Genomic DNA, 14,049 nt, shown 5'->3' with positions numbered 1-14,049 from the left:
GCGGGGACCCCGGGTGGTCGGACGGGGGTGCCGGGTCTCCCTGCGGTCGCCCGGCACCCCTTCGGGGCCGCGGCCCCGTTTCTGTCAGTGCTCGGTGCCGCCGTACTGGGCGATCAGCGCGTCGGCGTCCCGCAGGAGCGTGTCGCGGACCTGGTCGTCGGAGACGACCTTCTGGTCGTTGACGACGTCCTTGAACTTCTGCAGCTCCTTAATGATCTTGTCGGTCTTCTTGTCCTTGTTCTCCGCGTCGCGCACGGTCGCGAGGTTGGTCTGGAGCCTGTCGGCGCTCTTGGCGCTGATCTTGCTCGCGGCCTCGAAGCGGTCGATCAGGGCGGCGATGTCATCCGTCGAGGTCACGACGGAGAACGTCACCGTCTGAACGGTCTGGTTGCCGGCGTTGTTGACGGCGGTGACGGTGAGCGTGTGTTCGCCCAGAGCCAGCTCGTACAGCGCCTGGACCGTGTCCGCCGTGAACGGCTTGCCGTCCAGCGTGCCGGTGACCGTCTTGATCCCGGAGCCGTTGTCGACGGCCGTCCAGCCGATGGTCAGGTTCAGGCTGTCGCCGTACTTCTGCCCGTCCGCCACGCCGGAGACCACGACGGTCGGGGCCTTCGTGTCGATCTTGACCGTGGCGGCCTTGATCTCCTCGACGTTCCCGGCCTTGTCGGCCGAGCGGTACCGCAGCTCGTGCTGCCCCTCGCCCGACAGGTCGACCGTCTCGCTGTACGGCGTCCAGTCGCCGCCGTCCAGGGAGTACTCGGTCTTCGCCACACCGGACGTGGCGTCCGTCGCGGCGAGGCTCACCGGAACCGCACCGTTGTGCCAGCCCTCGTCGTTCGCCGGAGCGACCGTCGCGCTGGTCACCGGCGCCGTCGCGTCCACCTTGACCGTCAGGGTCTTGGCGTCCTCGACGTTGCCCGCCTTGTCGGCCGAGCGGTAGGCCAGCGTGTGCGAGCCGTCGCCCGAGACGACGACCGGAGCGCTGTAGGCGGTCCAGGCACCGCCGTCCGACTGGTACTCGGTCTTGTCGACCCCGCTGCCGTTCGCCTCGTCGGCGGCCGTCAGCGTGACCGAGATGGGACCGGTGAACCAGCCGCTCGCCGGCGCTGCCGGGTCGGCGGTCGCCGTCGTCACCGGCGCGGTCTTGTCCTCGTTCGCCGCTCCCTTGATCAGGTGGAAGTAGTCGAACTTGACCGTCTTCGACGCCTTCTGGCTGGTGCCGATGCTGTACACACCGACCTTCGACGCGTTCGCCACCACGCTGTTTTTCACCACGGCCGGCGTGCCGTTCGTGGCGAGATCGGTCCAGGTCGTGCCGTTGGAGGAGTAGGAGCCGGTGAAGCTGTCTCCCACCTTCTTCAGGCGCAGCCACCACACACCTGTGGTGAGGTTGTTCACCTGCGGCTGCGGGTTCTGCACGGTTCCGCCGACCTCGCTGCGCAGTTCGATGGTCCGCGCCACCGCCGACCCCGCGGCATTGGTGGTGAGGAAGTCGAACTTCACGTAGTCGTCGTCACCGGCGTACACCATCAGACCGCCCTGCTGGTACTGCTCGTTGAGGGCCGAGGCATCCACCTTGGTCTCCAGCGTCCAGTCGCCGCTCGGCGCCGTCTGCAGGATGAAGTTCTTCGGATCGGTGTTGGTGGTCGTGTAGATGTCACCTGTCGTGGTGTCGAGCTCCAGGTTGCCACCGGTCATCCGGGCGGCCGTCGCGTCGGGGCGCACGACCGCGTTCCAGCGGCACGCGTCGAGCGCCGTGCCGTTGAACTCGTCGTTCGGGTCCGCTGCGGTCGCCTTGTCGTCCGGCGTGATGGAGAACCAGTCGAAGGACGCGTTCACCACCGGGTGGTTCGCCCCGGCGAGCGAGATCAGGCCGATCTTCGGGTTGGTGATCCCGGCGAGCGGCTTCGTCTCGGGCATTGCGGTGAACGTGGTGCCGTCCGCCGAGTAGTGGGCGGTGATGTTGGTGCCGTCGCTGACGAACCGCACGTACACCGTGTCGGGGTAGGTGTCCCCGAGGCTGGCGGAGTTGCTCGCCGACACCTCGTTCGGGGCGCCCTTGTCCTCGCGGATGAACTGGAAGATGCGGCTGGCGTGGTTGGAACCCGAAGTCGACCGCGCCTGCAGCACCATCTTGGCGTAGTTGTCGTCGTCGCCGTAGATGATCAGGCCCGCCTGCTGGTACGCGTCACGCGCGTCCAGCGTGAGCTTGGCGGTGGCGGTCCAGGCACCCGACGGCGCCGGCTGCACGACGATGTTCGGCGTGTTGCCGCCCGTGCTGTAGATGTCGGTGGTCGACGTCGGGATCACGAGCTTGCCGTCCGCGACCTTGAGGTCCTGGTTCTCCCGGATGACCGACCAGCGGTCACGGTCGAGCTGGTTACCCAGGAAGTCGTCGGAACGGCCGGTGAAGCACACCGTGGCCGCCGCGTCCACCTTGATCGGGATTTGGGCGGTGCCCGACGCGCCCTTGTCGTCGGTCACGGTCACCACGGCGGTGTAGGTGCCCGGCGCGGTGTAGGTGTAGCTCGCGTTGGCGGTGGTGGGCTGCGGCGCGCCGTTCACCCCGAAGTTCCACTTGTAGGTGATCGGGTCGCCTTCGGGGTCGGCGGCCGTCGCCTTGAAGTCGACCTTCAGCGGGGCGACGCCCGTCGCCTGGCTCGCCGTGGCGGTCACGGTCGGACGCTGGTTCTCCGTGGCCCCCTTGCCGACGAAGTCGACCCAGTTGAAGTTGGCCAGGTAGGCGTCGTTGGCCGCGCTCGCCGGCTTGCGCACGACGAAGTACAGCGGTCCGCTTACGGTCGGCGGGTTGGTCAGATTGAGCGTGACGTCGGTGAACGTCTGCCAGCCGCCGGTGGGCGTCACATCGACCGAGCCGACCAGGGTGCCGGTCTCGGGGTCGCCCGCCCGTACCTGCACGGTCCCGCCGGCGCCGGCCGAGGAGGCCCGGAACCGGATCGCGGAGACGTTCGACAGGTTCACCGGGTCGAACGACCACCAGTCGCCGTCCTCGACGAACCCGATGTTGAGGTTGCCACCCTGCGGGTCGCTCGAGGTCTCCGTCTGGACACCCGCGGCGTCGGTGCCCTTGCCGTCGGACACCCGGCCGGTCTGCGCGAAGTGCTCAGCCTGCTTGCGCTTGGGCTCCAGGATGACCTGACCCCGCCCGGTCAGCGGCTTGGCGCCACCGGCGCCACCGTCGGTGTAGCTGGCCTCGATCACGTAGAAGAGGTTGTCCGTCTCGCCGTGGCCGCTCTGCGAGGTCTGCAGAGTCCCCTCGCAGCCCTTGAGCTGGTCGAGCGGGTGGCCGTGGCTGTCGTGGCCGAGGATCGCCTGGATCTGGACCTTGTCGCAGTCGATCGTGCCGTCCTCGGGGTCGGTGACGGTGACCTTGAACTTCACCTGGTCGCCGAACTCGAAGAAGGCGCCGTTCGGCGGCACGTTCACGGTGACGGTGGGACGGGTGTTGCCCGCGCTGATCGACACGCTGGCCGTGGCGGTCTTGCCGTCGGCGTTCTTGACGGTCAGGACCACGCTGTACTCGCCCGCCTTCTCGTATGTGAAGGTGGGGTTGGGGTCGGTGGAGTCGGTCGTGCCGTCGCCGTCGAGGTCCCAGGCGTAGGTGATCGCCTTGTCGTCGGGGTCCCGGCTGCCGTCGCTGGAGAACTTGACGCTCAGCGGCAGGGGCCCGTCGGTCTTGTCCGCCGTGACGTGCGCGATCGGCGGGCGAGTGCCCTTGGTGTACTCGATGCGGTAGACGCCGGAGTCGGCGTTGTCGCCGCCGAAGCCGGAGCCCCACTCGATCAGGTACAGCGCGCCGTCAGGGCCGAACTTCATGTCCATGGGCTTCTTGAAGCTCAGGGACTGAAGGATCCGGTTCATCTCGACGAGCTTGGTGCCGTCCTCGTTGAGCTGGAACGACCACATGGCGTTGTTGTTCCACTCACCGAATATGGCCTTGCCGTCCCAGTACGCCGGCCACTTCACATCCGACTGCAGGTTCGCGTCGTACCGGTAGACCGGACCGCCCATCGGGGCGCCGCCGGACATCTCGGGGAAGTTCTGCGGGTCGGACGCGTAGTGGTACCAGATCGTCGCGGGGATCACCGGCGGCAGGTTGGTCAGGCCGGTGTTGTTGGGGGAGTTGTTGACCGGCGCCGCGCAGTTGAACGGCGATCCCGACGTCTTGGTGGCGAAGTCGTAGTCGACGAACGGGGTGTTGTTGCCGATGCAGTACGGCCATCCGTAGTTGCCCGGCTTGGAGATGAGGTTCCACTCGACCGTGTTCTGCGGACCCCGGGTGGAGCTCGCCGCGTTGGCGTCGGGGCCGTACTCGCCGAGCATGATGTTGCCCGTCTTGGCGTCGAGACCCATGCGGAACGGGTTGCGGAAGCCCATGCCGTAGATCTCCGGCCTGGTCTTATCCGTGCCCGGCGCGAACAGGTTGCCGGACGGGATCGTGTAGGTGCCGTCAGCCTCGGGGTGGATACGCAGCAGCTTGCCGCTCAGGCTGTTGGTGTTGGCCGCGGTGCGCTGGGAGTCCCAGCTGGACCGGCCGGGCTGCTCGTCGAGCGGCGCGTAGCCGTCGGAGGCGAACGGGTTGGTGTTGTCGCCCGCGGCCAGCCACAGGTTGCCGGTCTTGGGATCCATCACCAAGCCGCCGCCGTGGTGGCAGCACTCGGCCCGCTGCACCGGGACGTCGAGAAGCTTCTTCTCGCTCGACAGGTCCAGGGCGTCACCGGTGACCGTGAACCGGCTCAGCCGGTCGACGTTCTCCCCATTGGGCGAGTAGTAGAGGTACACCCAGTGGTTCGAGGCGAAGCCGGGGTCGAGCGCCACCCCGAGCAGGCCGCTCTCGTTGGCGGTGAAGACGTTGAGGTGAGCGGCCGTCACCGTGCCGCCGGTAGGCTTGATGATCTTGACGTCACCCAGCCGGTCGATGTAGAAGACCCGGCCGTCCTTGGCGACGTCCAGCATCATCGGGTTCGACGTGTTGTCGTCGAGCGTGACCTTCTCGAAGCTGTCGCTCTGCGAGGCCGAGCAGTCGGCCTTGACCGCTCCGGCAGCGGTCTCGATGCCGCCCAGAAGCAGCTTCAGGAAGTTCGGCTCGCTGTAGTTCTCCTTGAGATGGCCGAGCCCGGTGTACCACGAACGGCCGCCGTCGAAGTCCTGGCACCACGTGTTCGGGTGATCGGCGCCCATCGTGGCACCGGTGTAGGACTTCTCGTCCATCGACGTCAGGACATGGACCGTGCCGCGCGGATTGGTCTGGTAGTCGTACCACTCGTCGGTACGGGTCCAGGTCGTCGGCAGGTCCTTGGTCGATGGGTGCGCCGGGTCCTCGACCTTGACCGTGGCCTGCTGGATCGCCGGGTGCTGCTTGAAGTACGCCCCGACCAGCTTGCCGTACCAGGCCCAGTTGTACCCGCTGTCGGCGGCGGCGTGGACGCCCACGAAGCCGCCGCCCTTCTCGATGTAGCGCTGGAAGGCGTCCTTCTGCTCCTGCGTGCCCAGCGGGTCGCCGGTCGTGGACATGAAGATCACGGCCTGGTACTGCGCCAGGTTCTCGTCCGTGAACAGAGCGCTGTCCTCGGTGGCGTCGACCGCGAAGTTGTTCTCCTGACCGAGCTTCTGCACGGCTGCGATGCCGTCGGGGATCGAGTCGTGCCGGAAGCCGGTGGTCTTCGAGAAGACGAGCACCTTGAAGTCGGGTGCCGCCGCGGCTGTCGCGGCCTCGGCGCTCGCGGGCGACGCGAGGAACGTGATGACGGGGACGACGAGGGCGAGGGCCAGCGTCGCAGCGGTTCGACGTCTCGGACGTCGTCCCTTCTCTGGCAGGGCCGCGTTGAGCAGCCTGGCCCACGTTCGATGACGTGGTGACATGGAAAACCCTTCCTGACTGGGGGGAGGTCAGGCAAGGCGCGCGCCGCCGCGCTTGTTGCCACTTGGTGGTAGCGGACATTGCGGGTGCTGGAGGGTGCCGTCTCCAGGTCTGAGGGGGCCGTCAGTGGGCTGCCGGCCGGGGTAGCGGATCCATGATCGTCGTCGGGTCGTCGAGGATGTGGTTGACCACCATGCTCGCGGCGCCGCGGGAGGCTGCGCCGAAGCCGAGCGTGGAGGCGACGAATCGGCACTGGACGGCGGGAGCGGCCACCACGAGCCGCCGCAGCTGATCCTGCGCGTGGGGCAGCAGCCATTGGGCCAGCGAGGCGAAGTGACCACCGACGACGATCACTCGCGGGTTGAACAGGTTGGCCAGGATGGAGCCACCGAGCCCCAGCCACTCACCGGCCTGCGCCACCGCCATCGTCATCCGCCGGTCGCCGGAGGCCAGGCCCCGGGCGATGTCGGCCACTCGCTCGCCGGGGTCCGGCACCGGCTTGCCGGGAAGCCCGTACGCCTGTTCCGGCATGGTCGCACGTACCAGCGCGGCCAGGCCGACCTTGGTCTCCCAGCAGCCGACGCGGCCGCAGCCGCACCGGTCGCCTTTCGGATCGACCCGCAGATGTCCGACCTCACCGGAGAAGCCGTCCGCTCCGCGCAGGAGTCTGCCCCCCGAGATGATGCCGCCGCCGACGCCGACCTCACCGGTGAGGTAGACCAGGTCCGGCGTGCCCGCGGCGACGCCCGAGACGTACTCGGCCAGCGCGGCGAGGTTGGCGTCGTTGTCCACCCGCACCGGCACGCTCAGCGGGCCGAGCATGGAGGTCAACCGGTCGGCCAGCGGCAGATCGTGCCAGTACAGGTTCGGCGCGAGTGTCACGACGCCGCGCGCCACGTCGACCAGTCCGGGGACGGCCACCGCGATGCCGGCGGGGACCGTTCCAGCCCGCCGCAGCGCCTCCACCGCCTCCTTGGCCACGAGCCCGAGCCGGCGCACCGCCCTGTCCGGGCCGCTGCCCATCGCGTCGAAGACCACTCGGCGCTCGACCAGGACGCGACCGCTGAGGTCGGTCCCGTGGACCGCGATGTAATCGACGTTGATCTCCATGCCCAGGGCGCCGACGTGCGCGCCGTGCAGCGCCACCGCCCGTCTGGGACGTCCGATCGCCCCCGCGTGCTCGACGCCGACCTCCCGCACCAGTCGCCGTTCCAGGAGCTCGGCCATGAGGTTGGAGACGGTGGCCCGGTGCAACCCGGTCGCCTCCGCGATGTCGGCGCGGGACAGGGACGGGTGGTCGCGCAGTTCGCGCAGCACCAGCGAGAGGTTCGCCCTGCGGAGCGCGGCGGGGCCCGCCGGCGGCGCCGCGCCGCCAGTGGCACGGGCGAGGTGCGGCTCGTTCGTCACCCACCCCACCTGCCCTTTGTTTGTCTCTGAGATCAATTAATCAGGGTTGTAACACGAAGATGTCCGTCCATGCACCCCCAGAATCTGTAACGAGTTGGCATCGCCGGCTTCCGCGCAGATCAGCCGCTATCCCCCCTGCGGTTACGGGAACGTTACAGAACATGTAACCGGTTTCACCCTTGCGTCCTCAGGAGATCGCTGCCTTTAATTCGGCCAGCCATGCGGACTAATTAAGGAGCGGCGTGGACCACGGCAGGAGCGACGGCCAGACGACCGACTCGATGAGTCGGTGCTGGTCCGCGGGAGTCGCCGCGGACCAGGCCAGTGTGCGCCGTTCCAACCTCGCTCTGGTGCTGCGTCACGTGAGTACGTACGGCCCATGCTCCCGGTCGGCCGTCGCCGTCGCCACCGGCTTGAACAAGACCACCGTCACCAGTCTGGTGAGCGAGTTGCAGGCACGCGGGCTGGTCAAGGAGACGGGACCGCAGCACGCCGGCTCTGTCGGCCGCCCAAGTGTCGCGCTCGTCCTGGACGGCTCGGGGGTCGGCGCCCTGGGCATGGAAGTCAACGTCGACTACATCGCCGCCATCGCAACCGATCTTGCCGGCAGAGTGCTCATCGACCGGCGCATCGGCTTCGACGCCATGGGATCCGGCCCTGATCGTTCACTGGACGAGATGGCCCGCATGGTCGAGAAGACCGTCGCCGACCTCGACCGGCTCGGGGTCACGCCGGCCGGGATCACCGTGGCCGTCCCCGGTCTCATCGACGCCGGCACCGGCACCGTCGTCGTCGCCCCGAACCTCGGCTGGCGCGGGGTGGCGGTGGCGGAGCGGCTGTCCCGCGCCGACATCGCCGGGCACATCCCCATCACGGTGGACAACGACGCCAACCTCGCCGCTCTGGCCGAGTACACCTCGGGCACCGCGGCGGGCACCCCTGACCTGATCTACCTCACCGGCGAGGTGGGCGTGGGCGGCGGCATCATCTCCGGCGGCCGGCTGCTCGGTGGAGCGGACGGATTCGCCGGGGAGGTCGGCCACGTCATGGTCGATCCGTCCGGCGAGCCGTGCCGCTGCGGCCGCGTCGGCTGCTGGGAGACCAAGGTCGGGCTGGCCGCGCTGGTCCGCATGGCCACCCCCGACCACGCGTACGGCATGGGCCCGCAGGTCGTCCGCGATCCCGAGGAGCGGCTGGCCGAGATCGAACAGCGGCAGGCCGAAGGAGACCCGCGCGTCGACGCGGCCGTCACCGAGGTGGGCCGCTGGCTCGGATTCGGGGCGGCGACGCTGATCAATCTCTTCAACCCACGGGTGATCGTGCTGGGCGGCTACTTCGCCAAGCTCGCCGACCGGCTCATCCCCGCCGCCCAGGAGGAGATGGCGCGACTGGACATGACCGGCGCCGGTGACCGCTTCCGGTTCGCCGCCTCCGACCTCGGCTTCGGCGCCGCCTCACGTGGGGCCGCCGGCGTCGTCGTCGAACGTGCTCTGTCCGACCCCACAGCCATCGCGATCCGAGATCCCAAGTGATCGCGGCAACCACCATGACCCGCACGTCTCACTCACCGTAACCCCTGCCTCCCGCCCGCAACGTCCCCCCGCCCGATCTCGACGTCCCGTCCGCCTGACCGTCCTGTTCCGCGTCCCTCGTCACCCCCGCCCATCCCGAGTGCCGCGGCCATGAGGCATGCGGTCAGGCGGGCGGGATCCCCCACCATGCCCCTTCCCCTCCACCAGAACGTCCCGCCCGCCTGATCGGCCGCCGTAACCGCATCGGCACCGTTGACGCCGACCTCGGTGCCGCCGCGGTGGTGCCCAGCGGCGCCGTCAGGCGGGCGGGACACCAGACGCACCCAGATCCCCTGGAGGCTCCTGTGCCGCCGTCATCATCCGACTCGGCGTCTCTCCTCATGATGCGAGGAATCGTCAAGCAGTTCCCTGGCGTGCGCGCTCTGGACGGCGTCGACCTCGACGTTCGCGCCGGGGAGGTGCACTGCCTGCTCGGCCAGAACGGCGCGGGCAAGTCGACCCTGATCAAAGTGCTGGCCGGGGCACACCAGCCCGACGAGGGCACCATCGTCTTCGGCGGCCAGGAGGTCCGCCTGACTGGTCCGACGGCCGCGATCCGGCTCGGCATCTCCACGATCTATCAGGAACTGGACCTGGTCGACGGACTGAGCGTGGCCGAGAACGTCTTCCTCGGTCACGAGCCGGCCCGTCTGGGGTTCGTCGGTCAGAGCGAGGTCAACCGGGCCACCCGGGAACTGCTGACCGGGCTCGGCCACGGCGAGATCCGCCCCACGACGGAGGTGGGCCGGCTGTCGCCGGCCGCCAAACAGGTGGTGAGCATGGCACGGGCCCTCTCGTACGACACGCGGCTGATCGTGATGGACGAGCCGTCGGCGGCCCTGGCCCACGACGAGGTGGCCAACCTGTTCCGCATCATCCGGGAGCTGACCGCGCAGGGCGTGGCGGTGATCTACATCTCGCACCGGCTGGAGGAGATCCGCGAGATCGGCGATCGGGTGACGGTGCTGAAGGACGGGCGCACGGTCGCGGTCGGACTGCCGGCCAAGGAGACGCCCACCTCACAGGTGGTCTCGCTGATGACCGGCCGCAACGTCGAGCATGTCTTCCCGCCCCGGCCCCGTCCCGGCAGCCACGACGGCCGTCCCGAGGTCCTGCGGGTGGAGGGACTGACCGTCCCCGGCCGGGTCGACGAGGTGTCGTTCACCGTGCGGGCCGGAGAGATCGTCGGACTGGCCGGGCTGGTGGGATCGGGCCGCTCGGAGATCGTCGAGGCGATCTACGGAGCCCGCCGCGCCGACGGCCGCGTCATCCTGAACGGCTCACCGGTCCGCGGCGGCAGCCCCAGCCGCGCCGTCCGGGCCGGCATGGGCCTGGCCCCTGAGGAGCGCAAAGCCCAGGCGCTGCTGCTCGACCAGAGCGTCATGCGGAACATCTCCCTGAGCAGCCTCGACCGCTACGCGAGGTTCGGCTGGATGAATCGCAGCCGGGAGGCGTCCGACGCCAGGCGGCAGGTCGAGGAGTTGGGAATCCGCCCCCCTCAGTTGGACCGGCCGATCAAGAACCTTTCCGGAGGCAACCAGCAGAAGGCGGTACTGGCGCGCTGGCTGATCAACGGCCGCAAGCTGCTGCTGCTCGACGAGCCGACCCGGGGGGTGGACGTCGGGGCGCGGGCGGAGCTGTACGCCGTAATCAGGAAGTTGGCCGACGAGGGTGTCGGGGTGCTGCTGGTCTCCAGCGAGGTGCCCGAGGTGCTCGGCCTGGCGGACCGGGTGCTGGTCATCCGGGAGGGGCGCCTGATTCACCAGAGCGACGCCCGAGACCTCGACGAACACCACATCCTGGACATGATCATGGAAGGAAGGCCGGCGTGAGCGACTCTCTGACGCCCGCGGTGGACGAGCAGGCGAACGCCCGGGCACAGCGCGGCAAACCGACCCCTGGGCCGACGATGTGGAGCAGACTCGGGGGGATCCCGCATCTCGGTCTGATCATCGCGCTCGCGCTGCTGGCGGTGGTGGGCATGGTGACGGTCCCCGAGACCTTCGCCACCGGGTCCAACCTGGTGAGCGTCCTGTCGCTGGCCGCGACCATCGGAGTGATCACGGTCGGCGTGACCTTCGTGATCATCGGTGGCGGGATCGACCTGTCGGTCGGCGCCGTGATGGCCCTCGCCTCGGTGTGGGCCACCACACTGGCCACCCAGTCGTACGGACCCGTGGTGATGGTGCTCTGCGCGGTGCTGGTCGGCACCGGGGCCGGACTGGTCAACGGGCTGCTGATCTCCTACGGACGGATGGTGCCGTTCATCGCGACGCTGGCGATGCTGGTGGCCGCCCGCGGGCTCGCCCAGCGGATGTCGGATCGCAGAACCCAACTGGTCCAGCAGGCCAACCAGGCGATCGTGGACATGTCCACGACGCGGGTGCTGGGCTTGCCGGTGCTGGTCTACGTCTTCGCGGTCGTCGTGGTGCTGGGTTGGGTGCTGCTGAACCGCACCACGTTCGGCAGGCGCACCTACGCGGTCGGAGGCAATCCCGAGGCCGCGCGCCTGGCCGGCATCGACGTGCGCCGGCACACCGTGCTGCTGTACGCGCTGTCCGGACTGTGCTGCGGGATCGCCGCGGTGCTCATCATGGCCCGCACGACCACCGGGTCGTCCACCCACGGCGACCTGTACGAGCTCGACGCCATCGCCGCCGTCATCATCGGCGGCACCCTGCTCACCGGCGGCAGGGGCACGATCATCGGCTCCATCCTCGGCCTGCTGATCTTCACCGTGATCACGAACCTGTTCATCCTGAACGGGCTCAACACCAGTGACCAGCTCATCGCCAAGGGCCTGATCATCGTCATCGCCGTGCTGCTGCAGCGGCGAAGTCTCAAATCCGTCACCTGACCCCCGACACACCCTCGATCTCCCAGGTCTGCCGCCGCACGGCCGCGGTCCCGGTTCCTCACGCCCTTCTCCACCCCCACTGCAAGGGAGAACGAACGATATGACCCAGAATCCCGGCCGCCGAGGCTTCCTCCTCGGTGGTGCCGTCATCGGCGCCGGAGCCCTCGTCACCGCCTGCACCAGCAACGAGCCCGCGGCGCAGGCGAGCGCTCCGGCCGCCGCGCAGACGGTCGCGAGCGGCGGCAACGACGAGCCCGGCACCAAGGTGTTGATCGGGTTCTCCGCCCCCGCCGCCGACCACGGCTGGATCGCGGCGATCACGCAGAACGCGCGGGACGCGGCCAAGCGGTACTCCGACGTGGAGCTCAAGTCGGTCGAGCCGACCAACGACATCAACCAGCAGATCTCCGCGGTCGAGTCGCTGATCCAGGCCAAGGTCAACGCGCTGGTCATCCTCCCCAACGACGGCCAGCAGCTCAACCAGGTCGCCCGCAAGGCGATGGACGCCGGCATCCCGGTGATCAACCTGGACCGGGTCTTCCCCGACAAGCTGTCGTACCGGACCTGGATCGGCGGCGACAACTACGGCATGGGTGTGGCCGCCGGCCACTACATCGGCAAGACGCTCAAGGACAAGGGCGTGTCGAACCCGGTGATCCTGGAGATCCAGGGCATCGCGACGCTGCCGCTGACGCAGGACCGCAGCAAGGGGTTCGCCGACGCCCTGCAGACGTACGGGTTCACGGTGACCGCGCAGCAGGACGCCAAGTTCACCGTGGAGTCCGGCACTCAGGTGGCGAGCAACCTGCTCCAGGCGCACAAGAAGATCGACGCGATCTGGAACCACGACGACGACCAGGGCATCGGCGTGCTGGCCGCGATCAAGGAGGCCGGGCGCAACGAGTTCTTCATGGTCGGCGGCGCCGGCTCGGCCAACGCGATGCGCGACATCCAGGCCGACTCGGGCGTGCTGAAGGCCACCGTCACCTACAGCCCCACGATGGCCGGCTCGGCGATCAAGCTTGCCCGCCTGATCGCGCAGGGCAAGGGCATGGGCGACCTGCTGGAGAACGAGGTGCCGCAGTCGATCACGCTGACGTCGGAGACCGTCACCAAGGACAACGCCGCCAAGTACCTGCCGACCGGTTTCGAGTCATGAGGCCGGTCGCCGGAGTCGGCATGATCGGTTACGCGTTCATGGGCCGTGCCCACTCGCAGGCCTGGCGCAGCGTGGACGCGTTCTTCGACCTGCCACTCGAACCCGCGATGGTCGCGCTGGCGGGCAGATCCGCCGAGGCGACCGCGCAGGCCGCCGAGAAGCTGGGCTGGGCCCACGCGGAAACCGACTGGAAGCGCCTGATCGACCGCGACGACGTGCAGATCATCGACATCTGCACGCCGGGCGACAGCCACGCCGAGATCGCCATCGCGGCACTGGAGGCGGGCAAGCATGTCATCTGCGAGAAGCCCCTGGCCAACACCGTCGCCGAGGCCGAGGCCATGGCCGCCGCCGCCCGCGCCGCCGCCGCCCGTGGGGCGCGCTCGATGGTCGCCTTCAACTACCGCCGCGTACCCGCCGTCGCGCTCGCCCGGCGGTGGGTCGCCGAGGGCAGGCTCGGCGAGATCCGGCACGTGCGGGCGCAGTATCTGCAGGACTGGATCGTCGACCCTGAGTTCCCGCTGGTGTGGCGGCTGCAGAAGGACAAGGCGGGCTCCGGCGCGCTCGGCGACATCGGCGCACACATCATCGACACCGCCGAGTACATCACCGGTGAGCGGTTGACCGGAGTGTCGGCGCTGACCGAGACCTTCGTCAAGGAGCGTCCCCTGGCCTCCGGCTCGGCGGGGCTTTCGGCCGGTGGCGGCGCCGGGAGAGGCACGGTCACCGTCGACGACGCCGCGCTGTTCATCGGCCGGCTCAGCGGCGGCGGGCTGGCCTCCTTCGAGGCCACCCGCTTCGCGACCGGGCGCAAGAACGCGCTGCGCATCGAGGTCAACGGCTCGCTGGGCAGCCTGGCCTTCGATTTCGAGGCGATGAACGAACTGTGGTTCCACGACCACACTCTCGACGGCGCCGAGGCCGGGTTCCGGCGGGTGCTGGCCACCGAGTCCTCGCACCCCTACGTCGGCGCCTGGTGGCCGCCCGGGCATGGCCTGGGCTACGAGCACAGCTTCACCCACGAGGTGAAGGACTTCATCGAGGCGATCGCCGCCGGCACCGCCCCCGAGCCGTCCTTCGACGACGGTCTGCGGGTGCAGCGGGTGCTGGCCGCCGTCGAGCGGAGCGCGGCTGACGGCAGCCGCTTTACAACTGTGGAGGGTTCATGACCAGG

The 14,049-nt window shown here is 69.0% G+C and carries 7 protein-coding genes; 5 read left to right on the top strand and 2 right to left on the bottom strand.

From position 1 onward, the window contains the following. Nucleotides 1-84: 84 nt before the first annotated feature. On the bottom strand, nt 85-5,883 hold the full coding sequence (locus Mco01_RS32525; RefSeq protein ID WP_204060668.1) for a ThuA domain-containing protein: 5,799 nt from the start codon (nt 5,881-5,883) through the stop codon (nt 85-87). A 121-nt stretch (nt 5,884-6,004) separates the two neighbouring features. Continuing rightward, nucleotides 6,005-7,288, bottom strand: coding sequence for an ROK family transcriptional regulator (locus Mco01_RS32520; protein ID WP_204060667.1), 1,284 nt, complete (start codon nt 7,286-7,288; stop codon nt 6,005-6,007). Nucleotides 7,289-7,530: 242 nt separating this feature from the next. Between Mco01_RS32520 and Mco01_RS32515 the strand changes: the two genes are divergently transcribed. The 5 genes from Mco01_RS32515 to Mco01_RS32495 all read left to right on the top strand — a co-directional run bounded on the left by Mco01_RS32515 (nt 7,531) and on the right by Mco01_RS32495 (nt 14,044). After that, on the top strand, nt 7,531-8,820 hold the full coding sequence (locus Mco01_RS32515; RefSeq protein WP_239104081.1) for an ROK family transcriptional regulator: 1,290 nt from the start codon (nt 7,531-7,533) through the stop codon (nt 8,818-8,820). 380 nt (nt 8,821-9,200) lie between these two features. Next, the gene (locus Mco01_RS32510; protein ID WP_204060666.1) at nt 9,201-10,691 is read left to right on the top strand and encodes a sugar ABC transporter ATP-binding protein; all 1,491 of its coding nucleotides are present in this window, start codon (nt 9,201-9,203) and stop codon (nt 10,689-10,691) included. Beyond that, nucleotides 10,688-11,716: an ABC transporter permease gene (locus Mco01_RS32505; RefSeq protein ID WP_239104080.1), complete on the top strand. Its 1,029-nt coding sequence runs from the start codon at nt 10,688-10,690 to the stop codon at nt 11,714-11,716. Before Mco01_RS32510 ends, Mco01_RS32505 begins: the two co-directional genes overlap by 4 nt. A 100-nt stretch (nt 11,717-11,816) precedes the next feature. Next, the gene (locus Mco01_RS32500; RefSeq protein ID WP_204060665.1) at nt 11,817-12,875 is read left to right on the top strand and encodes an ABC transporter substrate-binding protein; all 1,059 of its coding nucleotides are present in this window, start codon (nt 11,817-11,819) and stop codon (nt 12,873-12,875) included. A 20-nt stretch (nt 12,876-12,895) separates the two neighbouring features. After that, nucleotides 12,896-14,044 carry a Gfo/Idh/MocA family protein gene (locus Mco01_RS32495; RefSeq protein WP_239104079.1) on the top strand — a complete coding sequence of 383 codons (1,149 nt, stop codon included), beginning with the start codon at nt 12,896-12,898 and terminating at the stop codon, nt 14,042-14,044. The last annotated feature ends 5 nt before the right edge of the window (nt 14,045-14,049 follow it).

The sequence above is a fragment of the Microbispora corallina genome (genome assembly GCF_016863035.1).
In the GTDB taxonomy this organism is placed as follows: Bacteria; Actinomycetota; Actinomycetes; order Streptosporangiales; family Streptosporangiaceae; genus Microbispora; species Microbispora corallina.
The sequence above is the reverse complement of the archived record's forward strand: the minus strand, read 5'-3'. Positions and strand labels throughout refer to the sequence as shown.